Here is a 24,940-nt window from a genome sequence, read left to right as displayed (position 1 = left end):
CCGGACTGAGGGAGACGCTGATGAGGACCGTCGTGGGCTATGCGCCCGGCGCCTACGACCTGTTCCACGTGGGCCACCTGAACCTGCTCTGGCGTGCCCGCGGCAGGTGCGACTACCTCGTCGCGGGCGTCGTCTCCGACGAGCTCTGCCTGCGGACCAAGGGCGTGCGCCCGATCATCCCGCTCGAGGAGCGGGTGGCCATCGTCGGTGCCATCGACGTCGTGGACGCGGTCCACGTGGAGGTCGTGCCCGACAAGCTCGCCGCCTGGCAGGACGTGCGGTTCCAGCGCCTCTTCAAGGGCGACGACTGGCAGGGGACCCCCAAGGGCGACCAGCTCGAGCGCCGCATGAGGACGGTGGGCGTGGACGTCGTCTACTTCCCCTACACGGAGCAGACGTCGAGCACCGTGCTGCGCCTCGCGCTGCGCCGGCTCAACGCCGAGGACGTCGAGCATGCCGAGGCCGGGGTCGCCGACCTCCAGGTGTGACCGCGGGAGCGGCGCCGCCCTCCGGGGCCAGCTCGTCGAGCACGGCGGCCAGCTCGTCCCCGTAGCGCCTCAGGCCGAAGCGCGCCTGGGCATGGCTCTGCCCCGCGAGGGCGAGCTCCCGGGCGAGGTCGCCGTCCTCCATCAGCCGGGCGACGGCGTCGGCGAGGGCCTCCGGGTCCTGGGCCGGCACCACCAGACCCGTCACGCCCTGCTCCACGGTCTCCAGGTGGCCCGGCACCGCGCTCGCGACCACCGGGCGCCGGGCCAGTTGACCCTCGACGACGGCGTTGCCGAAGGACTCCCCCAGTGACGGTGCGACGAGGGCGTCCGCGCGCTCCAGCGCCGGCCAGATGGGCGACTGGTAGCCGGTGAAGGTCACCGCGCCCCGCAGGTCGGACCGGTCGGCGCGCCGGCGCAGCTCCTCGGCGTACTCCTCGTGGCCGGGGCCCGGGGTGCCGCAGAGCTCGATCTCCACCGGGAGGCCGGCGGTCCGCAGCAGGGCCACCGCCTCGAGCGCCACGTCCGGCGCCTTGCGCGGCGAGAGACGTCCGACGACGAGCAGTCGGAAGGCCCCCGTGCGCGGGTGGGGCGACGGCGCGACGGCCGGCCCGCGGACACCGTTGCGCACGAGGCGGAGCCGGCGCCGCAGGTACGGCGCGGCCGCCGAGGTCACGCCGAGCGTCGTCCTGCTGTTGACGATCGTGGCGTCCGCCAGTGCCAGTGGCGCGGCGAGGGCGCGCCGCACCAGCGCGCGGTCCCGGGTCTCGGCCTCGTGGACGTGGCAGACGACCGGCACCCCGGACAGACGGCCGGCGAGCAGCCACCAGGGCAGGGTGACGGTGTTGACCAGGACGACCTGGGGTCCCACCTCGCGCACCGCGCGGCGCAGGCCCACCAGGGCGCGCGGGCTGCCGGCGACCAGGGAGGCCAGGGCGCCCGGGGACGTCGACGCGCGCCGCAGCACCGGGAACGGCACCAGCCGCGCCTCGGCGCCCAGCGCCGCCAGCCTCGTCAGCAGCGGCCCGGACGAGGGGGTCGCCACGACGACCCGCCAGCCGCGCTCCCGCAGCGCCGCCACGCTCTCCAGGAGCTGCAGGTCGGCGCCGTAGACGTCGGCGGACGGGTTGGCCATCAGCACGGTTCGCTGCCTCACGCGGCCAGTGAAGTCCCGCCCGGTGCTCGTCCGGGGCGGCCGCTGCCCCCATCCCCAAAATTGGCGACGTCACGCGCCGGAGGGGCTCGCAGCCTCCTCGTCCTTCCTACCTTCGCCCACCAGGACAGGCGTCGGCCCCGCACGGGGCGGATGGGGAGCCGGTCCGGAGTCCGACTAGCCGCAGGAGGGGGGCCGATGGCCGTGTCGAGCACGTTGAGCCACACGCCGCCGACGCCGGAGCCCCCGACCCTGCGCGCCTGGTACCGCGCCAACGTCCAGGCGCTCGGGAGCGCCCAGAAGGCCGCGCGCGGCACCCCGGCGTACTCGCGGCTCGTCAACCGGCCCCTGGCCCGTCGGGTGGCGGCCGCCGGGCACGTCGTCGGACTCTCGCCCAACACCGCCACGCTCGTCGGAGCCGGTCTGACCGGCACCGGACTGGCGCTGCTCGTCGTCGACGAGCCGTCGGCCGGTCTGGGCCTGGGCGTGGCCGTGCTCCTCGCCCTCGGCTACGTGATGGACTCCGTCGACGGCCAGCTCGCCCGCCTGCGCGGCGGCGGGTCGCTGGCCGGCGAGTTCCTCGACCACACCCTCGACTGCGTGAAGACCTGCGTGCTCCACCTGGCGGTCCTGGTGTCGCTGTTCCGCTTCCCGGTGGTCGACAGCGATGTGGCGCTGGTCGTGCCCCTGGTGTTCCTCGTCGTCGACATGACGACGTACTTCGGCATGATCCTGGTGCCGTTCCTGCGCCGCCGCGGCGCGGTCGCGGCCGGCCTCGACTCCTCGGCCGGGCCGGAGCACCCGCTCCGCAAGTGGCTGATGCTGCCCCACGACTACGGGACCTTCTGCTGGGCCTTCCTGCTCCTGGCCTGGCCGCGGCTCTTCCTCCTCGGCTACGCGTCGCTCCTGGTCGTCAACGCCGCCCTCCTGGTGCTCGCGTCCGCCAAGTGGTGGCGCGAGCTCCGCAGCCTCGACCTCCTGGAGACCTGATGCGCATCGCCATGCTCGGCACCCGTGGGATCCCCGCCTGCTACGGCGGCTTCGAGACGGCCGTGGAGGAGATCGGGCGGCGCCTGGTCCTCCAGGGCCACGAGGTCACGGTCTACTGCCGCGGCGGTGGTGACACCCCGCCCTCCTACCGCGGCGTGCAGCTCGTCCACCTCCCCAGCCTGAAGGGGAAGGCCGTGGAGACGCTGAGCCACACGGCGCTGTCGGTGGCGCACCTGATGACGCACCGGCGCCACGACGTCGCCCTCGTCTTCAACTCCGCCAACGCGCCCCTCCTGCCGTTCCTGCGCCTGAGCGGGACACCGGTCGCCGTGCACGTCGACGGCCTGGAGTGGAAGCGCGCGAAGTGGGGCAGGGCGGGGCGGCACTACTACCGGTGGGCGGAGTCGTACGCCGTGCGCTGGGCCGACGCCCTCATCGCCGACGCCCAGGGCATCGCCGACTACTACGCCGACGAGTTCGGGGCGGGGACCGAGCTGATCTCCTACGGGGCGCCGATCCAGGTCCGCCCCGCCCGCGACCGGCTCGCGGACCTGGGGCTCAGCCCCGGTGGCTTCCACCTGGTCGTGGCCCGGTTCGAGCCCGAGAACCACGTCGCGGAGATCGTCGAGGGCTACCACCGCTCCGGTGCCGAGCTGCCGCTCCTCGTCGTGGGCTCCGCCCCCTACGCCGACGAGTACACCGCCCGGGTCCGCCGGGCCGCCGACGGCGACCCCCGGATCCGGCTGGTCGGCGGGCTGTGGGACCAGGAGCAGCTCGACCAGCTCTACGCGCACTGCCTGACCTACCTCCATGGCCACAGCGTGGGCGGGACGAACCCCTCGCTGCTCCGGGCGATGGGAGCCGCCGCCGACGTCATCGCCTACGACGTGTCGTTCAACCGGGAGGTGCTCGGTGGGGACGGCGCCTACTTCGCCGGCCCCGACGACCTGCCCGACCTCCTCCTCTCCGCCGAGCGGCAGCCCGGGCCGGCCGGCGAGCGGGGGGTCCGCAACCGGGCTCGCGCCGCCCAGCGCTACGACTGGCTGGAGGTCGCCGCCAGCTACGAGCAGCTCTGCAAGCAGCTGGAGTCCGGGGAGTCCACCCGCCGCCGGGTCAGTGGCCGGCGTCTCGTCCGGGCGGACGTGGGGTGAGGGGTCTCACCGCGTCCCCGTCGGCCCGGCTGCCCGCGGCCGCCGGTGCGGTCGCGTCACAGGCCACGCTCGCACTCGGCAGCTTCCTGCTGCAGCTCCTCGCGGCACGCGCCCTGGGCGCCGACGGACTCGGACAGCTCGCCCTGCTGCTGGGGTCGGTGGTCATCGCGACCTCCGTCTCGAGCGGGCTCGTCGGCGACTCGCTGACGGTGCTCGACCGCCGGGACCCTGCCATCCGGACCGCCCTCGCCCGGCTCGCGCTCGCGGCCGTGGCGGGCGCCGCCGGGGCGGCCTTCGTCCTGTCGTGGGGCCCCGGCGACCTGTCCCCGCGGACGGCGGCCCTGTTCGCCGCCGCCACGGCCGCCTTCATGGTCGCGGACCTGCTGCGCCGCACCATGATGGCGTGCCGGCGCTTCTGGGGACTCGTCGTCGTCGACGCCGGCGCCCTCCTGGCCGCCCTGTGCCTGCTCGTCGTGCTCTCCCGCGGCCGGCTGACGGTCGACAGCTTCCTGGCGGCGCTCCTCGTGGGCCAGGTCGTCGCGTGCGTGGCGCTCCTGCGGTCGCTGCCGCGAGCCGAGCGCTCCCTGCCGGTGCGCGCACCGGGCGGGCTCCGAGCCGTGCTGGCGTTCGGTTCGTGGCGGGCCGTGCAGCAGCTCGTCCGGCCGACGGCCCTCAACCTGGTGCGCTGGCTGGTGCTGGTCGCCGCCGGTCAGGCCGCCGTGGGAGAGCTGGAGGCGGCGCGTCTCCTGGCCGCCCCGGCAATGATGGTCGTGCAGGGCGTCGGCGCCTACCTGTTCGCGTCGTACGCCGCCGGCCGGGACGAGCCGATGTCGGCCCTGCTGCACCGCGCCGACCGCGGCGCCGCCGCGCTGCTCGCCGCCTGCGCCGTGGTCGCGGTCGTGGCCACCGCCGGCACCGGGCTGCTCGGACCGCTGCTCACCGGCGGCCGCTTCGAGCTGGCGCCGCTCGCGGTGCTCGGGTGGGCCGTCTACGCCGCGTCGTGCGCCGCCGTGCTGCCCTACGGCACCCTGGCAGCCGTGCGCGGCGACCAGGCCAAGGTCCTCGGCCTCCGCGTGGCGGACTCCCTGGGCGGGCTGGCCGCGACCGCCGTCGCCCTGCTCTGGCTGGGACTCCCGGTGTGGGCTGCCCCGTGGCTGCTGGCGGCCGGTTCCGTGGCCGCCGGCGCCGCGTGCCGGCAGCGGTTGCTCGTGCCGCGGTGCTCCGAGCTTCCGCTGCCGGCGCGCGAGCGGGCGGTGCACCCGTGAGCCCCACCGCAGCCGCGGCCACGACGGACGTCGGAGCGGCGACGGCCCGGCGCCCCCCGCCGCCGGTCGTCTCCCCGCTGAGCCGCCCCGCCCTGCGGCCGCTGCTGACGTGCCTGCTGCTCCTGGTCTCCGCGGTGGCGTGGCGCAAGGGCAGCTACTTCTCCGGCGGCGTCGACGTCGTGGTGCTGGCCAAGGCCGCGCTCGGCGTCACCGCCCTGGCACTGGCTGCCACCGCCCCTGCGAGGGGCGTCCCCTGGCGGCGGTTCCCGGTCGGGCCGCTCCCCCTCCTGGCGGTCTACCTCGGGGTCACGACGATCGGCGCCGCCCTGCACGACTCCGCCCTGCCCACGGTGGTCCTGGCGGCTCGCGTCGTGCTCATCGCGACCACGGCGGTCTTCCTGGTCCACGCCTTCCCCGTCGCTGAGCTCCTGTCCACCCTCACCGCCGCGATGCTCCTGCTCGCCGGCTTCGCCTCGGTCACCGGCGTCGGCTCGCTGGCCTCCGGCCGGCTGTACGGAGGGCTGCCCCCGCTGAACGCCAACGAGATCTCGTTGCTGGTGAGCGTGCCGCTGCTGTGCCTCGTGTGGCGCTGCGTCCACCACTGGGCGACCTGGCAGGACGTGGCCGCGATCCTGCCGTGCCTGGGCGTGATCTGGCTGACGGGCGCGCGCACCGGTGTGATCGCCCTCCTGCTGTCCGTGGTGGTGCTCGTCCTGATGGCCCCGCGCGTCCCCGTCGGCCTGATGTGCGGCGGGCTGCTGGCCGTCCCCGCGGGGCTGTACCTGGTGTTCCTCACACCCGTCGTCAGCGCCTTCGCCACCCGGGGCGACTCCGCCGGCGTCCTGACGCTGAACTCGCGGACCGTCGCCTGGCACGCCGCCCTCCACTACGCCGACACCCCGCCGGAGAAGCTGCTCGGGGTGGGCCTGTCGGTGAAGGAGATCCCCGTGTCCGCGATGTACCGGACCGAGCAGATCCTCGACAGCACCTGGGTCTCGGCCTACGTGCAGGCCGGTGTCGTCGGGACGGCGGTGCTGGCCCTGCTGGTCCTGGTCACGTTCGCCCGGGTGGTGGCCTCCCGACCGCCGATGCGCTCGCTCTCGGCCGCGCTGCTGCTCCTGCTGGTCTCGCGCAGCTTCCTGGAGAGCGGCGTGCTCGACGCCACCCCCTCGGGCATCACCTTCCTGGTCGTCGCCCTGGCGCTGCGACCGCCGTTCCTGGAGGAGCAGCCATGACGTTCACGGTCCTCGCGGTGTGCGCCGCCAACGTCTGTCGCTCCCCCCTGATGGCGGTGGGGCTCGAGCACTCCCTGGCCGCGCACGGGCTGGGAGCGGACGTCGTGGTGCTCAGCGCGGGTGCCGTCGCGACCACCGACGCGGGCGTGTGCCCGGACGTCGAGCGGCTGACCAGGGCACGGGGCCTCCCCTGGCTCGCGCTCGGCCGGCACCGCTCCACCCCGCTGACCGACGAGCTGGTCGACCGCGCCGACCTGGTCGTGACCGCGGATCGCGGCCTGCGCTCGGAGGTCCTCAAGCGCGCGCGGCCCGGATCGACCGGTCGCACGTTCACCCTCCGCGAGGCCGCCGAGCTGGCCGACCCCGCCTCGGCGCGGGTCCAGGGCCACACCGTCGACGACCAGCTGAGGAGCCTGGTCGCGCAGATGAACCACACGCGCGGCTTCATCGACCTGCCGGGAGTCGAGCGCGTCACGAGCCGGGCGCTCCCTTGGCGACGGCTGGACGTCCACACGCACGACGTGCCGGACGCGCACGACGAGCCGCGGGCGCCGCACGGGGTGGTCTGCCGTCTGGTCGTCCCGGCCGCCGAGCGCATCGCGACGTCGCTCGCCCGGGGCGTCATGGCGTCGCTGCCATGAGCGCGACCACGTACGTCGAGCTGAGGCTGCCGCCCTCCGGCGTACGACGCTGGCACCTCGACCTGGCGCAGGCGCTCGGCCGGTACGACGACCTCGCCGTCGGGGTCGCCTGGGTCGACGGTCCGCCCGCACCGGCGCGCGACCTCGAGCGTCTGCTCGCGATCGAGAGCCGGATCCACCGGCTTCCCCGCGCCGCGTCGTCCCGGGTGGCGCGACACCGCCTGGCGCACCTCGGCACCCGACCGCCCGACTCCGGACGGGTGCTGCGCCTCGACCTCGGCGGGGCGCGCGTGACGAGCACGCGTCAGTGGTCGCTGAGGTTCGACGGTCTCGCGGGAGAGGAGGCCGCCGCCGCCGCCCTGCTCGCGGGTCGGTTCCCCCTGGTCGAGCTCGTCGATCCCTCCGGCGCCGTCGTCGCCAGCGGACGCCCTGGCAGCGAGAGGCCCGGCGTCACCGCGGCCGCCCTCGACGACGTGCTCGCCGGGTGCGTGCGCCTCGTCGTCGCCGCCGTCACCGGCCACTCACTCCGCCTGCCCGAGGGCGGGACCGAGGCGGGCGGCCGGTCGTCCCCCCGCTCGCCCGCCGAGCAGGCGCTGCGAGCGCTGGCGAGCGCCCCTCTGCGCAGGGCCGCCCGCGCCGTGCTCCGCACCCCCCACTGGCGGGTCGGCTGGCGGTTCGTGGACGGGCCCGGACTGATCGACTCGCTGCGGCACCCCGCGGAGGGGTGGCAGGACCTGCCCGACGACGGTCACCACTTCTACGCGGACCCGTTCCCGATCCAGGTCGCCGGGCGCACCCACCTGTTCGTCGAGGACTTCGACCACCGTGTCGGTCGCGGCGTCGTCTCGGTCGTCGAGTTCGACGAGCACGGGCCTGTGGGCACCCCGGTGTGCGTGCTCGAGCACGACGTCCACCTCTCCTACCCGTTCGTGCTGGAGCACGACGGGGAGGTCTGGATGATCCCCGAGACGTCGGCGGCCGGCACCGTCGAGCTCTACCGGGCGGCCGACTTCCCCCACCACTGGGTCCGCCACTCCGTGCTCCTGCGCGACCTGGACGCCAACGACGTGACGCCGTTCCGGCACCAGGGCCGCTGGTGGCTCTCGGCGACGGTCCGCCGCGGCGGGTCGTGCTCGGACGCGCTGCACCTCTGGCACGCCGACGACCTGCGCGGGCCCTGGACCGCCCACCGGGGCAACCCGGTGGTGCTCGACATCGCCAGCGCCCGGCCCGCCGGGCGGGTCGTGGAGCGTGAGGGTCGACTGGTGCGACCGGCCCAGGACGGAACGGGCGGCTACGGCTCCGCGCTCACCCTCGCCGAGGTCGTCAGGCTGGATCCCACGGCCTACGAGCAACGCGTCGTCGGCCGGGTCACGGCGGGCCCTGGGTGGGCCGGGACCCGGCTGCACACGCTCAACCGCGCCGGCCGGCTGGAGGTCATCGACGGGTCCTCGCGGTCGCTCCGGATCCCGCTGCCCGGCCGCGTGCGCACCCTCGCGACGTCGGTCCCCCTTTGACGATCGGCGGGTCCGGTGGGACCGTGAGGATGGAGCCACGGCCCCCGACGGGGCTCCAGAAAGTCACCTCGTGTCGATTCTCGGTCTTCGCGCGCCTGCTCGCGCGCTCCTCCTCGCCCTCCTGGTCGCCCTCGTCCCGAGCGGTGTGGCCGCCCCTGCGGTCCCCTGGGCGGGAGCCGTCGGCGCGGCGCCCGCCGCGCGCGCCCCGGCCACGCTCCACGTCGCGCGCCACGGCCGCGACTCCGCGAGCGGGTCGTCCGCGGCGCCGCTGCGGACCATCTCGGCCGCCGTCGGGCGCGCCCGGTCCGGTGACCGGGTCGTCGTCCACGGCGGCACCTACCACGAGGGCGTCGTCCTCCCCGCGGGCAAGCGGATCAGCCTGCGCAGCGCGCCCGGCAGCCGCGTCTGGCTGGACGGCTCGCGTGCGGTCACGGGCTGGGCCAAGGAGGGCGCGCACTTCGTCCACTCCGGGTGGAGGGTGGAGTTCGACAGCAGCCCGACCTACTCCTGGGGGGCGCCTGACAACGACGAGGAGGCCTGGTCGTTCCTCAACCGGGCCCATCCCATGGCGGCGCATCCCGACCAGGTGTGGGTGGGCGGGACCCGGCTGCGGCAGGTCGCCTCCCGGGCGCGGGTGCGCCCCGGCACCTTCTTCGTCGACGACGCAGGCGACCGCCTCTACCTCGGCACCGACCCGCGCGGCAGGTCCGTGCGCGCCAGTGACATCGCGAAGGCGATCTCGGTCCGGGGCGCCGGCTCCTCGGTGACCGGCATCGGGGTCAGGCGCTTCGCGCCGTCCGTGCCGCACATGGGCGCGGTCACGGTCGAGGCACCGCGGGTGTCCCTGCGGCGCATGCGGATCCTGGACAACGCGACGACCGGCCTCCACGTCTCCGCACGCGCGGCCACGCTGAGCCATCTCGAGCTGGCCCGCAACGGCATGCTGGGCGCCGGGGCGACGTACGCCGACGGGCTGCGGGTCGTCGCACTCCGGGCCCGCCGCAACAACACCGAGCGGTTCAACTACTCGCCCGTGGCCGGCGGCCTCAAGATCGACCGCACGCGAGGCGTCGTCATCCGGCGCAGCGACTTCAGCGGCAACGCCGGCACCGGCCTCTGGCTCGACGAGTCGTCCTTCGGCATCGTCGTCACCGGGTCCTCGATGCGCCGCAACCTGCACCACGGGCTGTCCCTCGAGATCTCCGCGCGCGCGGTCGTCGCCGACAACGTCGTCGCCGGCAACGCCGACCACGGCGTCAAGATCAACAACACGAGCGACGTGTCCGTCTGGAACAACACCATCGTCGGCAACGGTCGGCCCCTCAACATCGTCCAGGACGACCGGGACCCGTCCGACGAGGGGACGCCCGGCCGGGACCCGCGTCGGCCGCGACCCGACCCGACCATGCCCTGGGTCAACGGGCCGATCGAGATCCACAACAACATCGTGTCCACGTCCAGGTCGGCCAACTGCCTGCTGTGCGTGGAGGACTACTCCGGGAGGTTCACCGCGCGACAGCTGCGGGTGCGCGCCTCGGGCAACGTCTACCGCCGGCCCGACAGGGGGTCGCCGTCCTGGGCCGTGGTGTGGTCGCGCGGGTCCCGCGACCCCGCGGTGTTCACCTCCGTGGGCGCCTTCCGCGCGGCGACGAGCCAGGAGCGGCGTCACCTGGACCTCGTGGGCCCGGCCGCGGTGAGGCCCTCGCTGCGCGCGACGCGGCGGGTCGTCGTCCGGACCGGCAGCGTGGCCGTCGGACTCCCCCGGTCCGTCGCTCGGCTCCTCGCGCGCCGTGCCGGGGTGCGACACCTCGGCGCCTGGCTCGGCTGAGCCCCACGCCGGAGCGGGCCTCAGCGATCGCACCCGCCACCGCTGTCGAGGCCGACCCGGGTGAGCCGGACCCCGTTCGTCCGCGGTGCGGCCTCGACCGGCACCTGACGGGCCGCCACCGGGGGGACCGTCGCCCGGCCGTGGTCGGCGGCCGGCTCCCGCTGCGGCGGCGCGAGCTCCACGCGGTCACGCGTGAGCTCCGCGCCGTACTCGTGCTGGGTTCCACGCCGCGTCCGCTCGCGCGTCAGCACCGTGCCGAGGAGGTCGACACGGGCGCTGCGCAGCCGCTCCATGCTGGACCTCACCTCCTCGGGCCGCGTCGAGAACGCGCGGATGACCAGCACCACCCCGTCCGTCTGGTCGCCGAGCACCACGCCGTCGGTCACCGCGAGCAGGGGCGGCGAGTCGTAGATGACCACGTCGAAGCGGTCGCGGAGCGTGTCGACCAACGAGGCCATGGCGGACGACCCGAGCAGGGCCGCCGGGTCCGGGGGCAGCGACCCTGCCGGCAGGACCGTCACCAGCCCCTGGTTCCACGGCACCAGCACGTCCTCCAACCGGCTCTCCCCCACGACGACGTCGGAGAGCCCGAGACTGCCGTCGATCCCGAGGAAGCGTGACACTCCCGGCCTCCTAAGGTCGGCCTCCACCAGGCACACCGACGCACCGCTCTGCGCCCAGCTGATCGCCAGGTTGCAGGCGACCGAGGTCTTCCCCTCGCCGGCCGCCGCCGAGGTGACGACGAAGTGCCGCAGCTCCCGGTCGACGGTGGCGAACTTGAGCGCCGTCCGCACCGTGCGGAACCTCTCCGCCGACGCCGACCTCCAGTCCAGCGCCACGAGCGGTCGCTTCGCCGCTGCGCGCTCGTTGAGCGTCGCCCCCAGGGGGGACATCTCGGTCAGGGCGCGCACCCCGTCCTGGGTCTTGACCCGGGTGTCGAGGTGCTGGCGCAGGACCGCACCCACCAGGCCTAGCGCGAGCCCGGCCACCCCGCCGAGGAGCAGGTCGAGCAGCACCCGTGGCGACGACGGCCTGACCGGCACGTCGGCGGGCCGCGCGAGCGACACCCGGACGTTCGAGGGGCCGCCGGTGCGCGCGGTCTCGAGGTCCTCGATCACCAGTCCCAGCTGCACGGAGACCGCGTCCGCCGTGCGCGCCGCCCGCGCCGGGTCGGCGTCCTCGACCGCCACGTCGAGCAGGACCGTCTCCGGCGCGCTGGTGACCGAGACCTGCTTGGCGAGCTGTCGCTCGGTCACCTCGAGGTCCAGCTCCTCGATCACCGGTGTCAGCACGTCGGGACTCTTCACCAGCGGGGCGTAGGACTTCACGCGCTGCACGGCGAACTGGGAGCCCTGGAAGATCTCGCCCTGTCCGCTGGTGTCGACCTGCTCGGCCACGGTGACGAACGACGTCGCCGTGGCGGTGTAGAGGGTCTCCGCGGTGGCGACGGCCCCGGCCGCGCCCAGCAGCCCAAGGACCAGGCCCGCGACCCACACCCGCCAGCGTCGCTGCAGGATCAGGAAGTACTCGGCGAAGGTCACGTGCTCCTCCTACTGCGTCGGCGAGACGCTGAGGTCGTCGAAGAGGCCCAGCACCGGCGCGTTCGTGGCCGAGCCGGAGAGATAGGTGCGCAGGCCGACTCCGCCGGCGGCCTGCAGCCCCGCGGTGCTGTCGGTGATGGACGAGGTCCACGCGGCCGGCTCGTCCGCGCCGCTCGCCCACACCTTGACCCGGAGGGTCGTCGGTGAGGTGCCGAACGCCTGGGCACGCACCTGCACCAGCTGACCCGGTGCGACCGTGAGCCCCGGGACGGTCCGGGTCAGCAGCGTGGTGTCGGCCCCGGACACGGTGCGGCCGAGGGTCAGGGCGACGGATCCGCCCGCCACCATGCGGACGTCCGCGTAGTACCGGTTGCCGTTGGCGAGCAGCCGTGGCTGGACGGTCAGGTAGACACCACCACCGGTCGCGGCCTTGTCGGCCCCGACCCGGACCCGGACGTCGGAGTCGGACGACACCGCGCCCTGGAGCGCCATCCCGGGCCCGGTGCCCGGGCTCGACATCCGGATCCGTCCACGCCCGTCGGCGACCGAGAAGTTGGTGACTGCCCCTGCGCGGGTCCAGGGGCCTCCCAGGTCGGCGCTGCCCCACCCGTCGGTCACCTGGCGGGCGAACGCGTCGAGGGCGACGGGCTGGGGACCCGGCGGCGGCTCCTGGACCTGCACCTGGCGGGTGCCCTCGGTCTCGGCTCCGTCGTCGTCGGTGACCGTCAGCGTCACCTGGTAGGTGCCGGCGGCGGCGTAGGGGTGCGAGGTCGAGGGCGAGGACGAGGCGGGAGCGGTCGTCCCGTCGCCGAAGTCCCAGGCGTAGGACACCACCGATCCGTCGGAGTCACTGGCGGTGGCGGCGAGCCCGGCCGTCAGCCCGTTCGTCGTCGCGGTGAAGTCCGCGTCCGGCGGATCGTTGGGCGGCGGCGCGGTCACCGTCACCTGGGTGGTCCGTGAGTGCGTCGCACCGTCGTCGTCGGTGACGGTCAGCGTCACCGGGTAGGTGCCGGCCGCCGCGAAGGTGTGCGAGGCCGTCGCCGTCGTCGCCGACGCCTGACCGGCGAAGTCCCACGAGTGGCCGACGATGGTGCCGTCCTGGTCGGTGGCCGTCGACGTGACGTCGACGGTCAGTCCCTCGGCGTCCCAGGTGAAGCTCGACTGCGGCGCGACGTTCGGCGTCGGGGCCCCGGTGCCGGCGGCGTGGTGTGCCGCCACCTCCGCGGCGCTCAAGGCCCGCTTGTAGACGGCCACCTCGTCGAGGTCACCGTCGAGGAAGGCGCTCGAGGGGGCCGTGGGCCAGTTGGCGAGGGTGTCGCCGCCCAGGCGCCAGTAGCCGCGTGCCAGGTGCTCGGCCGTCGTCACGTCACCGCGCTGGCCGACGAGCGCGCCGTCCACGTAGAGCTTCATGCCGTCCGGCGACAGGCTGGCCGCGGCGTGGTGCCACGAGCCGTCGCGGTAGGCGCCGGGGCTCGTCACCACCTGGCGACTCTGGTCCGGCTTCACGCCGAAGACCACCTGGCCGGCGTTGTTGAGGTAGAGGTGCCGGTCCGCCTTGGAGGAGTTGCGGTCGTTGCGGTTGCCGCGGCCCAGGATCTTGCCGCCGGTCGAGGACGTCGTGCGGAACCACGCCTCGAGCGTGAACACGTCCGGCGGGTTGTCGATGGTGGTCGTGTGGGCCCGCGTCGAGGTGGCTCCGTTGAAGCGCGACGCCACGTTGGAGGGGTCGTTGGTGATCGCACCCGGCACGGCGCGGGTCACGCCGGTCGCGGTCGTCGTCACCGGCCGGAAGCCGGCCGAGTCCGCGGCCGCCGTTCCGCTGGGCTCGTTCAGCCGCCACCAGTGGGTGGGCTCGCTGGCCTGCACCGCCTCGACGTACGGGCTGTCCGAGCCTGCTCCCGCGACCACGACGTCGGTCCACGGCGAGTTGGCGATGTTGCCGAACGCGTCCGTGACCGCCACCCGGTAGCGGTGGCTGCTGCCGGGGGCGACCCCGGTGTCGCTGAACCCCATGCCGTAGTGGTTCCAGAAGCTCGCCCGGACCTGGCGGGTGTGGATCAGGCCGGCGCCGCTCTGGACGTCCCGGTACAGCCGGTAGGTGAGGTAGTCGTTGTCGATGTCCTCGTTGGTGGTCCAGCTGATCCGCACCTTGCCCGCCTCGGTCGAGCTGACGTTGAGCGGGTAGGTGGCGTTGAACAGGCTGGGGCCCTGGTCGTTGGGGGCGATGTCGGACTTGGCGAAGCGCACCAGCCCCTGCTGGTTCTGTCCGTTGACGCGGGTGAACTCCCCGCCCATCGACACGTAGTCGGCGTTGCCCGTCACGCTCCAGGGTCCCTGGACCTGCCCGGTGTAGGTGCCGGCGTTCAGGCTCGGGTACCAGGTCAGCACCGAGGAGCGGGGCTGTCCGGCGAAGCTGTAGTAGCGGCCCTGGTCCGGCTCCCAGGTGACGGTGCCGGTCGGGGCCTTGCCGAACGCCAGGCCGCGGAAGTAGGGGTAGTCCCCCACCCCGCCGTCGCCCTGACGGATGCTGCCGATGTTCTCGCAGTAGTGGGTGTGGCTGGCGGCGTAGACGACGGCGCCCTGGGCGTGCAACGAGTAGGTGTCGCCGTGGCAGTCGTTGAGCCAGCGGACGGCGCCGTCGTTCCAGGACGCCGAGAACGTGCCCTCCCAGGTGCCGCCGGTGCGGCCGTAGGTGTACCCACCGCCGTAGACGTGGTCGCCGTCCGAGGTGAGCGTGGTGATCGCACCGTCCGCGGTGCCGTTGCGCACGACGCTGTTGGCGAGGAAGGGCAGGTTGGCGCCGGTGGCGGCATCGACCATGCCCAGGCCGTAGCCGGGGTTGGAGGATCCGTTGAGCGCGGTGAAGGAGCCACCGACCGCGAGCTTGGTCCCGGCCGGGTTGAGGGTCATCGCCCAGACGTCGCCACCGGTCGCAGCGGGGGCCCAGTTGAGCAGCGCGCCGTTCGACGCGTTGAAGGCGGCCAGGCCTTGCCTGGTCTGGGTGCCGACGTCCTGGAACTCGCCGCCGGCGTAGACGGTGGTGTTGGTGGCGACCAGGGCGTTCACGTGGTAGTTCACGGGCGGGTTGAAGGTCGTGACCAGGGCGCCGGTCGTGGCGTTGAACGCGGCGATCCGTCGGCGGGAGACCCCGTCGACGGTGGTGAAGTCACCCCCCACGTAGACGCGCGTCTGGTCCGGCGAGACCGCGATGGCGCGGACCTGGGCGTTGAAGACGGGGGCGAAGGACGTGACCAGCGCGCCGCTCACGATGTCGTAGGCGAGCAGGTTGCCCCGCGCGACCGTCCCCGAGCCCGACGGCGACCCGGCTGGTCGGGCGGTGCTGAAGCTGCCGCCGGCGTAGACCCGGTTGCCGACCATGGCCTGCGACCACACCACCCCGTTGATCTGCACGGTGGGCAGTGCGTCGGCCGACACCGTCGGCGGGGTCGCGGGGTCCGCCGGGCTCTGGGGCGCGGTGTCCGACCAGACCGGTCCGGGAGCCCCGGCCACGAGGCCGGCAGCCACCGCGCCCGCGAGGGTGGCCAGCACGGCCGGGCGCAACGCACGGCGGTCGGTCCTGCGGCTGCGCGGGGCGTCCCCGGTCCGCGTCCCCCACCAGCCGCGACGTGTCACCGTCATCCCGTCCACCCCGCTCAGAAGTCGTGCCCGCCCGGCCCTCACCGGTGCGGCCACGACCGTAGGCAGGCCGCTGCACCGCGGGCCGGCGCCGTGGACAACACCATCAACATTGGGGATGGGGGCTCGGGCGCTCATGCCACGTCCCCCGCGAACACGACCACCGGCGCCCCGCTGCGGTAGCTGACCGAGAGCCGGACCCGGGTGTCGTCCTCGTCCGGCACGCCGAACACGTAGACGCCGGTGACCGTGTCACCGGCCGGCACGCTGCCCTCGAGAGGCCGCCCGCCCGGACCGGTCAGCGTCGCCGCCGGTGTCCGGTCCGGACCGGAGAGCAGGTCGACGACCGCGCTGTCGACCGGCACCGGATCCTCCGACCTGTTCGACAGCTCCAGGGTGATCCGCAGGGCCGGGCCCGCGATCTCGCCCACCCCCCTGGCCACGCCCTCCACGTCCTCCACGTCGACGACCCGCAGGGCGAGTCCCTGCCCGAGCCGGGCGGTCGCCGTCAGCGGGATGGCCGGCTCCGGCGTGATCTCGTCGACGGGCACCTCCTGCAGGGACCCCGGGGACGGGACTCCGGTGGGGCCCGACGACGGTTCCGACCCCGGCGACCTGGCCGGGGCGGTCGCGCTCGCGGGCGACCTGCCGGGGTCGTCGCCGGCTCCGGCCCCCGGCCCGTCGCCCGGTCCGTCTCCCGGTCCGAGAGCCCACGCCACCGCCCCCAGGACGGCCAGCAGTGCGGGCACCGTCCACCACAGGCGGTGGGCGTGGGGTCGAGTCGTGTCCACGGGGTGCTCCTCGAGGCTGGGGTTCTCGCTGGGGTTCTCGCTAGGGTTCTCGCTGGGGTTCTCGCTGGGGTGGTCGCTGGGGTGCTGTGCGGCCAGCAGACCGCCCCGCGGTGGCACCCGCTCCGCGGGCACCGCCATATCCCCACTCTTGGGGATATGGCTCGGACAGGCGTGGTGGCACCGACCGGGTGACGAAAGGTCTCGCAGGACCGCACCCGTCCTTCCGGAGGCCAGCCATGGGCGCCACCCGACCACGCCGCAAGCACCGCACCGCGCTGGTGCTCCTGACCGTGCTGGGCATCCTCGCCGTCGTCTCGGCGAGCACCGCCTACTACCTGGCGCAGCGCGTCGTCGCACCGATCGAGCGGATCGACCACGTGTTCGCCGGCCTGGAGGACCGGCCTCCCAGGCCGACCCAGGGGGCCGCGGCGGACGCGGTCAACATCCTGCTGCTGGGCACCGACCGTCGCTCCGACGAGCCCACCACCGGCGACGGCGCGCGGGCGGCAGCGTTCGTCCCCGGGGCCCAGCGCACGGACGCGATGCTGCTGCTGCACGTCGACGCGGACCGGCGGGGAGCATCGATCGTCTCGCTCCCCCGCGACTCGTGGGTCACGGTGCCCGGGCACGGCGAGGACAAGATCAACGCGGCCTTCTCCTACGGTGGCCCGTCCCTCGCGGTGGCGACCGTCGAGGAGCTGACCGGGGTCCGCGTCGACCACCTCGCGGTCATCGACTGGGCCGGCATCCGGGCGCTGACCGACGAGCTGGGCGGGGTGACCGTGACCGTTCCGGAGACCGTCCACGACTCGGCACGCGACGTCACGTGGACCGCCGGCGACCACCGCCTCGACGGTGACGCCGCGCTCACCTACGTCCGTCAGCGCTACGGCCTGCCGGGAGGGGACCTCGACCGGGCCAGCCGTCAGCAGAACCTGCTGCGCTCCCTGATGGTCGACACCCTCGACCGGGTGAGGGACTCCGGCCCGTGGACCGTGTCCGAGCTCCTACGCGTGATCACCCGACACCTCAGTGTCGACGCCGAGTGGTCGACCAAGGACATGACGAGGCTGTTCTGGTCGCTGCGCGACCTCGACGAGGCCGGCGTCACGTTCATGACGGTCCCGGTGGCGGGGCTCGGGCGGGAGGGCGCCCAGAGCGTCGTCCACCTCGACCACGCGGCCGGCGAGGGGCTGTGGGACGCCGTCCGGCGTGACCGGGTGGCCTCGTGGGTCCGGGCGCACCCGGACGCTCCGCTCGGGGACACGGTGCGCTGAGCGCGCGGGCCCGTCACTCCTCGCGAGGCCCCTCCCACCTGTCGAGGAGCGCCGTCGCCGCCAGCTGCCGGGAGACCCCGAGCTTCTGCAGCACCGACCTGACCTGACTGCGGACCGTCGAGTGGGCGACGCCGTGGAGCTGCGCGATCTCCCGCACCGAGCGCCCGAGGCGCAGCTGGAAGAGGACCTCGCACTCGCGGGGCGTGAGGGAGCTCATCCGTGCGTCCATGCTCTCGCGCTCGGCCTCGTCGTGGCGCCACTGGGCCACCAGCTGGTCGCGGTCGGCCGGGAGCCGGCTGGTGCCGCTGACGCGGAAGGCCGCGATCGCGACCAGCAGCTCCGAGAGACTGGTGGTGCTGGGCAGCACGCCCACGACGCCGACCTCGAGGATCCCGCCCCAGAGCGGCCCCTTCGGCGTGTCGGTCATCACCAGCCACCGCGAGGGGTAGACGCCGACCAGCCAGCGTGCCGTCTGCGTCACCGGCAGCGTCAGGTCGCAGATCATCACTCCCAGGGACGGCCGGGGCGCGTCACCCGGCCAACCCGCCTGCGGGTCCCACCGGCTCCCCGGCCACGGCAGCCGCACCACCCTGAGACCGCTCCCGGCCAGGGCGGCGGAGACCGCGTCGGAGACCAGCGAGCGCTCGGAGGTCACCGCGACCGCGTCCGACTCGTCGCCGTCGCTCACGACTCGCGACCGAGCAGCGTGATCTGGTGCATGACATCGGCCCTTCCGTCCCTGGTCGGCGCCGGCGCCGGCCGGCGGTACATCCTCCTGCGGCAGGCACACGCGCCAGCCCCAACCGGTGGCATTGAGCCCCACAATTGGGGATGCCAGGACTCCGGACGACCGGCAAAGTGCTGCTCACGACGCCCATCAGCCGCCTCGCTCGGACCACGACGTCACGGTTCCTCCGCCTCGGTCCCCCGGGCGGGCGCACCCGACGCCGAGGCCGCCCCCATGCCAGGCCACCGGTCTAGCGGAGCGGCTGATGGGCCGTCGGACCCGCTCCCCAAATTCGGGTATACGCCCCCGGGGCGCCTGGCCGAGGTGTGAGCGGTTCCTACATTCCCGGTATGACGACTGGGGGAGCCGGAACGCGGTGGATCGCGCACGGACCGACTCGCTACCCACGCCAGGTCTGGACGGCGCGGGCCAGCGCCCTGGTGCTGGTCATGGTCGTCGCGCCGCTCGTGGGCACGTTGCTGATCACGCCGGAGCTGCGCTCGATCGGCGGGCTCGCGACGGTCACCCAGCTGCTGGTCTACCCCACGGTGATGGGTGCCTCGATCCTCCTGTACGTCCAGTACCGGCTGACCGACTCCAACGTCGTCGGCTGGCTCGCGCTCTGTCTGACGGAGTACTCCGTCCAGGGAGCCGCCCTGGCGGGCCTGAGGGCCTCGGAGCCCGATGCGTTCTTCAACCGCGCCGGCTGGACCCTGATCATCGACTTCCCCGCCGCCCTCCTCATCCTGGGCTGCCTGCGGCTGTCCGACCGCGTGCGCCACGCCGCCGACCCCCTCGCCGTCGGCCTGCTGCTGGGCCTTCTCGTCGCCGGGGTGAACCTCGGGGTCAACCGCTTCGGAGGGGAGCTGCTCACGACGGACCCCGCCGCGGTGGCGGCGCAGGTCGCCCTCGTGGTCGTCGGGTGCGGCATCGCGCGCGCCGCCTACCTGCTCGACGGGCTCCCGGCCTGGTTCTCGGCGCGGCTCGGCGCCGGCACGATCGCCCTCGTCGTCAACCGGGCCGTCAGCACGCAGGACGCCGTGGGCGCCCTCGGCGAGACGGTCGCGATCGTGACCGGGATCGTCGGCGTCCTGCTGATGGTCAACGCGGCGGGCGCGGGGCTCCGGCACGCCGTCCAGCAGCAGCACCTGTCGCTCCTCGCCCTCACCGACCAGGTGGCCGTCATGCAGGCCGACGAGCGCGACGTGCGCGCCCGCCTGCACGAGATCACGAACTCCCTGGCCGGCATCGCCGTGGCCTCGAGCCTGCTGCACCAGCAGGACGAGGTGCCGGCGGCCAAGCGGCGCCAGCTGGAGCGGATGCTCGACTCGGAGGCCGGCCGCCTGTCCCGGCTCCTCGCCGGCAAGGGCAACGACGCCTTGTCCGAGCCGTCGCCCCGGGCGCAGGGAACGTCGGAGGCCCGGCAGTCGCTCGTGGACCTCGACGAGGTCATCTGGCCGCTCGTCACCGCCCAGGAGGCGCTCGGACGCCCGGTGGACTGGCATCCCACGGGCCACCGGGGGCTGGGCGACCCGGACGCCGTGGCGGAGGTCGTCAACATCCTCCTGGACAACGCCGCCCGTCATGCCCCGGGCTCCCACTCGGTCGTGGAGGTCACCCGCCACGGCGACACGGTCGAGGTCATCGTCCGCGACGACGGGCCCGGCATCCCGGCGGAGGTCCGCCACCACCTCTTCGAGTGGGGCAGCCGCGGCCCGCACTCGGAGGGCCAAGGCATCGGCCTGCACCTCGCCCACCGGCTCATGGCCGCCACCGGCAGCTCACTTCGACTCGAGACCCAGGACGTCGGCAACACCTTCGTCATCAGCCTGTCCGCAGCAGAGGAGACCACCACATGCACACCGTCCGAGCGACGCGACCCAACTCGCGTGTCCTCATCCTCGAGGACCACGTGCTCTTCGCCGAGTCACTCGAGCTCGCCCTGACCCTGGAGGGGTACGCGGCCCGACGGCTGCCCCTCCCGTCCTCCCCCAGCGGCACCGGTCAGCTGCTCGCCGGCGCCCTGCGGATGCAGCCGCGCCTGGTGCTCCTCGACCTGGACCTGGGCTCCTTCGGCGACGGGGTGCGTCTCATCCACCCGCTCGCCGCGTCCGGCGCCAACGTGGTCGTGGTGACGGCGTCCTCCGACCGGTTCAGGTGGGGCGAGTGCATGCGGTACGGCGCGCGCAAGACCCTGTCGAAGACCCAGCCGCTCAACGAGATCCTGGCGGTCGTGCGGCGCATCCACCAAGGCCTGCCCGTCGTCGAGGCGCACGAGCGCGAGGAGCTCCTGCGCGGCTGGCACGAGCACCGGCAGGAGGTGCAGGCCCAGCGTCAGCGGCTCGAGAGCCTCACGCCGCGGGAGCGCGAGGTGCTGGCGGGACTCATGGAGGGCATGCAGGTCCGCGACATCGCTCGGCTCAGCGTCGTGTCGGTGGCCACCGTCCGCACCCAGGTGAAGTCGATCCTGGCCAAGCTCGGCGTCTCCTCCCAGCTGGCCGCCGTGGGGATGGCGCACAACGCGGGGTGGCGCACCGTGGGCCGGGACGGCGTCAGTACGCTCCCCGATGCCCCAGGACGGCACTCAGCGTCCGGCACAGGATGAGCAGGTCCAGGGCCGGCGACCAGTTGTCGACGTAGTGCACGTCGAGTCGCACGGTGTCCTCCCAGGAGAGGTCCGACCTCCCGGACACCTGCCACAGGCCGGTGAGCCCCGGCCTGACGGCGAGCCGCCTCCGGGTGTCCGCGTCGTAGAGCGCGACCTCGTCGGGAAGGGCCGGGCGCGGGCCGACGAGTCGCATCTGACCGAGCAGGACGTTGAGGAGCTGGGGGAGCTCGTCGAGGGAGTAGGTGCGCAGCCACCTGCCCAGCGGGGTGACCCGCGGGTCGCGCCTCATCTTGAAGAGCACGCCGTCGGAGTCGTTCGACAGGGGCGTCTCGTCGTGCGTGAGCCCCATCGTGCGCAGCTTGTAGATGGTGAAGGGCCGCCCGTCCTGCCCGACCCGCTGCTGGCGGAAGATCGCGGGGCCGGGCGACTCACGTCGGATCGCGAGTCCCAGGACCACGAGCACCGGCAGGAGGAGCAGCAGCGCCACCGCGGCCACGAGTCGTCCCGCGACGTCGACGAGCACCGATCGGGCGCCGGACCTGCGGACCGCGTGCACGCGGACGAGCGGCAGCCCTCCCACGTCCGTCGCGTCCAGCCGGGACCACGACACGCCGACGAGCCCGGTGCCGACGTAGAGCGGCACCCGAGACTCCTCGAGCTCCCACTGGAGCCTGCGCAGGCCTCCGGGCTCGAGGCCGGCCTCCGGCATCACCACCACGGAGCAGGCGCCGATCCTCGCGGCGTACGACGCGACCTCCTCGACGGCCACGGAGGTGTCCTCCGCAGCGTCCGCGCCGGCGGCGCCGGTCCGGACCGAGATGACGGAGAGCGCCGGGCCGGAGCGCCGCTCGAGAGCCGCGACGGCGTGGCGCCGCTCGTCGTCACCGATCACGAGCACGCGAGGACGCGCGTGGACCCGACGCCAGCCCGCGGACAGCCAGATCACGCTGCGGACGGCGAGGGAGGCTCCCGTGCACGTCACCGCCACGAGGAACGCGTCGCGCGAGGTGAAGGTGCTGCCCAGGACGGTGGAGGCGGCGCAGCCCGTCAGTGCGAGCAGGGAGCCGGCGCTGACCAGGCGACGACCGGCGTGGCCGATCCCGGTGACTGGCACGGCCTCGGTCGCCCGGGACGCCTGGAGCGCCAGGCACCAGCCCAGCGGCAGCGCGGCGAGCAGCACGGGCCCCGGCCCCGCGGGCCTTGTCGTCCACAGCACCACGGCGCCGGCCAGGGCCGTCATCACGTCCCAGAGCAGGAGCGAGCGCGGCGGAGACCACGGCGTCGGCTCCGTCCGCGCCTGGACGCGTCGAGGAGCGTCGTACTCGCGGGCTCCCGGGACGGGAAGGCTGATGTTGGTCACCGTGGCCCACTCCCCCTTGGCTTCGTTCGTGAGGACGGACCGCGAGCCCAGTCGCTCGGCCCCCCTCGGGACCGGGCAATCCTGACCGCCGCCGGGCCCTGTCGGTTTCCTCGCCGCTTCTTTCCCCAGAAGTGGGGAGGGGCCCGCCACGCCACCCTCCACCGCGCTCGCCGATGGCCCTACCGACGACGCCGCGGGAACGAGAACACGCGGCCGAGGACGCCCTGGCAGCAGGATCCGCAGCCCACACCGGTCTAGACGGGGCAATTGCTCCGCGTGAGCCTGGTTTTGCGTTTATTTTGTGCTGCTGTGTCTCCATGTTCTCGGCACTGGGGACCAGGGGGACATGAGTATGAACCAGTCGATGACGATGAAGCACGCACGCGGGAGCATCCGGACGCAGGCCTGCGGGGGAAGGCACCGGCGCCGACGCGGCCCGCACCTCGCGGACGCGGGTCTCTGCGCGCCGGTCGCCCTACCGCCCCTCGCGACCACAGGACCTGAGCCGTGCCACGCCACGGGAGCCTGACCCGCGTCACGATCGTCGAGGACCACGCCCTCTTCGCCGAGGCGATGGAGCTGGCCATCACCCTGCAGGGGCACGTCGTCCACCGGGTGGACACCGACGCCGAGGGGCTCAGCCAGAACCGTCTGCTCACCGAGGTGCTGGTGTCGCGGCCGACCGTGGTGCTGCTCGACCTCCAGCTCGGCTCGTCGATCCACGGCATGCCGCTGATCCGGCCGCTGAGCCAGGTGGGGATCGCGGTCGTCGTCGTGACGGGCAGCGTGGACCGCTCCGGCTGGGGCGAGGCCCTGTTCAACGGGGCCCGGACCGTGCTCCCGAAGTCGGCGCCGCTCAACACGATCCTGTCCACCATCCGGCTGATCCAGGAGGGGCGCCGGGTGCTGCCGCGCGACGAGCGCGACCGCCTCGTGGCGGACTTCCACCAGTACCGGGCCCAGGAGCAGGACGGCAGGGAGCGGTTGGCGACCCTGACCGCCCGCGAGCGGGAGATCCTGGCCGAGATGATGGACGGGCGCCAGGTACGCGAGATCGCGCAGGCCTTCGTCGTCTCGGAGGCCACGGTCCGCACCCAGGTCAAGTCGATCCTGTCCAAGCTGGGGGTCTCCTCGCAGCTCGCCGCCGTCGGGCTGGCGCTCCGAGGCCGGCGCGACGCCCCGCCGGTGAGGCGCCGCGGCTGACGCCCCGCGCTGGCGGACCTGCGCCGATACCATGACGCACGACTCAGGTTTTCCATGCTCGAGCCGTGCCACCTGGGGGGACCCTTCGATGACGTCGAGGACCGACATCAAGATAGAAGTGCTCGGTGAGCTCGTGGTGCGCCGGCGCGACGGCACCGTGGTCGGCCATGACGAGTGGCGGACCGGTCAGACCCGCGACCTGCTCCGGCTCCTGGCGCTCAGCAACGGACGTCGGCTGCGACGCTCGAGCATCGCCGAGCAGCTGTGGCCCCACGTCGCCCCGGAGCGCGCGAGGGCCAGCCTGCGCACCGCGGGGAGCCAGATCCGGCGCGCCATCGGCTCGGACTGCCTGGTCCGCCACGGCGACGGCTTCCTGCTCCAGGGCGCGTGGGTCGACGTCGTCATGTTCGAGGAGGACGTGCGGCGCGTGCACTCCCTCGCCCGCGCCGGTCGCCACTCCCGCGCGCTCGGTCTCGCGCTGGCCGCCGAGCGGCTGTACCGGGGCGACTTCCACGCCCATGACGACGAGAGCTCGTGGGCCCGCACCGAGCGGGAGCACCTGCGCCACGCGCGCCTGGTGATGCTGTGCGAGGCCGCCGAGTCGGCGATCGCGATCGGCGACTTCGCGTGTGCCGTCACCCTCGGCGACACCGCCGCCGCGATGGACCCGACGTCGGAGGCGGCGCGGCGCGCGCTGATGGTGGGTCACGCCGGGCTGGGTGAGGTCGGCAGCGCACTGCGGGTCTTCGAGGAGCTCCGGGCGCACCTCGCGGACGAGCTCGGCGCCGACCCCTCCTTGCAGACCCAGGAGCTGCACCTGCGCCTGCTGCGAGGCGACACGCTGTGATGCTCCGGCGGAGCGGGTCCTAGGACTGGGCGTCGACCTCGGCCTGCGAGCGCAGGATGCAGAGCTCGTTGCCCTCCGGGTCGGCCAGGGTGACCCACGCGGTCCCGGGCCCGTACTTCCCGCGGTGGTCCGCCACCACCGTCGCGCCGATCCCGAGCAGCCGCTCGAGCTCCTCGTCGCGGGTGCCCTCGCGTGGGCGGAGGTCGAAGTGGATCCGGTTCTTCACCGTCTTGCCCTCCGGCACCTCGATGAAGAGCACGGAGTGCTTCGTCTCCGGGTCGAGGATCATGCACTCCTCGTGACCGGGCAGGTTCGGGTCGTCCTCCACGTCGACGTAGCCCAGCACCTGCTTCCACCACTGCGAGAGCTCGTAGGCGTTCGTGCAGTCGATCGAGGTGTGCGAGATGAAGGACGTCATGGTCCGACCCTGCTGCGTGGCCGGTCCTGCGGCAACCGGGTTTCTGGCGTGGGCGCGCCGAGGAGTTTCACCGGGTACCCGGTGAAACTCACGCTTCCGGTACGAAGCTTTGCACCGGAAGCACCAGTTTCGTGCGGGCAGTGTGACGGGAGTGGCGACGCCGTCGGCGGGAGCGACGGCGTGGAGGAGGTTGGGGGGGGGGGGGGGGGGGGGGGGGGGCGGGGGGGGGGGGCGGGGGGGGGGGGGGCGGGCGGGGGGGGGGGGGGG

Annotated in this window: 20 protein-coding genes; 13 read left to right on the top strand and 7 right to left on the bottom strand. The window is 73.9% G+C overall.

The annotated features are described in order from the left end of the window. The first annotated feature begins 20 nt into the window (after positions 1-20). Positions 21-488, top strand: a complete 468-nt coding sequence (locus IRQ30_RS02290; protein ID WP_193608518.1) for an FAD synthase family protein — start codon at positions 21-23, stop codon at positions 486-488. Here the strand turns inward: IRQ30_RS02290 and IRQ30_RS02285 are convergent. Beyond that, a complete protein-coding gene (locus IRQ30_RS02285) occupies positions 433-1,641 on the bottom strand; it encodes a glycosyltransferase family 4 protein (protein ID WP_338089532.1) in 1,209 nt (402 codons plus the stop codon). The genes IRQ30_RS02290 and IRQ30_RS02285 overlap by 56 nt on opposite strands. Before the next feature lie 195 nt (positions 1,642-1,836). Here IRQ30_RS02285 and IRQ30_RS02280 point away from each other — a divergent pair, with 195 nt between their 5' ends. The 7 genes from IRQ30_RS02280 (at position 1,837) to IRQ30_RS24035 (ending at position 10,265) form a co-directional block, all read left to right on the top strand. Then, on the top strand, positions 1,837-2,628 hold the full coding sequence (locus IRQ30_RS02280; RefSeq protein WP_193611444.1) for a CDP-alcohol phosphatidyltransferase family protein: 792 nt from the start codon (positions 1,837-1,839) through the stop codon (positions 2,626-2,628). Then, positions 2,628-3,779, top strand: a complete 1,152-nt coding sequence (locus IRQ30_RS02275) for a DUF1972 domain-containing protein (protein ID WP_193611443.1) — start codon at positions 2,628-2,630, stop codon at positions 3,777-3,779. The genes IRQ30_RS02280 and IRQ30_RS02275 overlap by 1 nt, the downstream gene beginning before the upstream one ends. Next, on the top strand, positions 3,776-5,044 hold the full coding sequence (locus tag IRQ30_RS02270; RefSeq protein ID WP_193611442.1) for a hypothetical protein: 1,269 nt from the start codon (positions 3,776-3,778) through the stop codon (positions 5,042-5,044). The genes IRQ30_RS02275 and IRQ30_RS02270 overlap by 4 nt, the downstream gene beginning before the upstream one ends. Beyond that, entirely contained in the window at positions 5,041-6,279 is a 1,239-nt protein-coding gene (locus tag IRQ30_RS02265) for a hypothetical protein (protein ID WP_193611441.1), read from the top strand. The genes IRQ30_RS02270 and IRQ30_RS02265 overlap by 4 nt, the downstream gene beginning before the upstream one ends. Next, the gene (locus IRQ30_RS02260; protein WP_193611440.1) at positions 6,276-6,920 is read left to right on the top strand and encodes an arsenate reductase/protein-tyrosine-phosphatase family protein; all 645 of its coding nucleotides are present in this window, start codon (positions 6,276-6,278) and stop codon (positions 6,918-6,920) included. The genes IRQ30_RS02265 and IRQ30_RS02260 overlap by 4 nt, the downstream gene beginning before the upstream one ends. After that, entirely contained in the window at positions 6,917-8,437 is a 1,521-nt protein-coding gene (locus IRQ30_RS02255; protein ID WP_193611439.1) for a glucosamine inositolphosphorylceramide transferase family protein, read from the top strand. The genes IRQ30_RS02260 and IRQ30_RS02255 overlap by 4 nt, the downstream gene beginning before the upstream one ends. Positions 8,438-8,507: 70 nt before the next feature. After that, positions 8,508-10,265 (top strand): right-handed parallel beta-helix repeat-containing protein, encoded by a 1,758-nt coding sequence (locus tag IRQ30_RS24035; protein ID WP_193611438.1) that lies wholly within the window; start codon positions 8,508-8,510, stop codon positions 10,263-10,265. A gap of 20 nt (positions 10,266-10,285) precedes the next feature. Here the strand turns inward: IRQ30_RS24035 and IRQ30_RS24030 are convergent, their stop codons facing one another. From IRQ30_RS24030 to IRQ30_RS02235, 3 genes are all read right to left on the bottom strand, one after another. Next, positions 10,286-11,806: a polysaccharide biosynthesis tyrosine autokinase gene (locus tag IRQ30_RS24030; RefSeq protein WP_193611437.1), complete on the bottom strand. Its 1,521-nt coding sequence runs from the start codon at positions 11,804-11,806 to the stop codon at positions 10,286-10,288. A gap of 9 nt (positions 11,807-11,815) precedes the next feature. Further along, positions 11,816-15,445, bottom strand: a complete 3,630-nt coding sequence (locus IRQ30_RS02240) for a PKD domain-containing protein (protein ID WP_193611436.1) — start codon at positions 15,443-15,445, stop codon at positions 11,816-11,818. A gap of 131 nt (positions 15,446-15,576) precedes the next feature. Next, positions 15,577-16,233 (bottom strand): hypothetical protein, encoded by a 657-nt coding sequence (locus tag IRQ30_RS02235; protein ID WP_193611435.1) that lies wholly within the window; start codon positions 16,231-16,233, stop codon positions 15,577-15,579. 236 nt (positions 16,234-16,469) lie between these two features. Between IRQ30_RS02235 and IRQ30_RS02230 the strand changes: the two genes are divergently transcribed. Continuing rightward, entirely contained in the window at positions 16,470-17,510 is a 1,041-nt protein-coding gene (locus IRQ30_RS02230) for an LCP family protein (protein WP_193611434.1), read from the top strand. 13 nt (positions 17,511-17,523) lie between these two features. On the opposite strand, the gene IRQ30_RS24025 is transcribed toward IRQ30_RS02230, so the two are convergent. Next, complete coding sequence (locus IRQ30_RS24025) at positions 17,524-18,198, bottom strand: LuxR C-terminal-related transcriptional regulator (RefSeq protein ID WP_193611433.1); 675 nt, start codon at positions 18,196-18,198, stop codon at positions 17,524-17,526. Between the two features lie 389 nt (positions 18,199-18,587). Between IRQ30_RS24025 and IRQ30_RS02220 the strand changes: the two genes are divergently transcribed. Both IRQ30_RS02220 and IRQ30_RS02215 read left to right on the top strand, forming a co-directional pair. Beyond that, positions 18,588-20,183: a sensor histidine kinase gene (locus IRQ30_RS02220; RefSeq protein ID WP_193611432.1), complete on the top strand. Its 1,596-nt coding sequence runs from the start codon at positions 18,588-18,590 to the stop codon at positions 20,181-20,183. Beyond that, on the top strand, positions 20,093-20,842 hold the full coding sequence (locus tag IRQ30_RS02215; RefSeq protein WP_193611431.1) for a LuxR C-terminal-related transcriptional regulator: 750 nt from the start codon (positions 20,093-20,095) through the stop codon (positions 20,840-20,842). The genes IRQ30_RS02220 and IRQ30_RS02215 overlap by 91 nt, the downstream gene beginning before the upstream one ends. Here IRQ30_RS02215 and IRQ30_RS02210 read toward each other — a convergent pair. After that, positions 20,790-22,205, bottom strand: a complete 1,416-nt coding sequence (locus IRQ30_RS02210; RefSeq protein ID WP_338089531.1) for an exopolysaccharide biosynthesis polyprenyl glycosylphosphotransferase — start codon at positions 22,203-22,205, stop codon at positions 20,790-20,792. The genes IRQ30_RS02215 and IRQ30_RS02210 overlap by 53 nt on opposite strands. 507 nt (positions 22,206-22,712) lie before the next feature. On the opposite strand from IRQ30_RS02210, the gene IRQ30_RS02205 reads away from it, so the two are divergent. Then, positions 22,713-23,408: a LuxR C-terminal-related transcriptional regulator gene (locus IRQ30_RS02205; RefSeq protein ID WP_338089530.1), complete on the top strand. Its 696-nt coding sequence runs from the start codon at positions 22,713-22,715 to the stop codon at positions 23,406-23,408. 88 nt (positions 23,409-23,496) lie between these two features. After that, entirely contained in the window at positions 23,497-24,255 is a 759-nt protein-coding gene (locus tag IRQ30_RS02200; protein WP_193611430.1) for an AfsR/SARP family transcriptional regulator, read from the top strand. A gap of 19 nt (positions 24,256-24,274) precedes the next feature. On the opposite strand, the gene IRQ30_RS02195 is transcribed toward IRQ30_RS02200, so the two are convergent. Beyond that, complete coding sequence (locus tag IRQ30_RS02195) at positions 24,275-24,673, bottom strand: VOC family protein (RefSeq protein WP_193608501.1); 399 nt, start codon at positions 24,671-24,673, stop codon at positions 24,275-24,277. Positions 24,674-24,940 lie beyond the last annotated feature (267 nt).

It is taken from the genome of Nocardioides lijunqiniae (genome assembly GCF_015024225.1).
Lineage (GTDB): Bacteria > Actinomycetota > Actinomycetes > Propionibacteriales > Nocardioidaceae > Nocardioides > Nocardioides lijunqiniae.
Note: the sequence above shows the minus strand (reverse complement) of the source record. Positions and strands in the feature narration are given on the sequence as shown.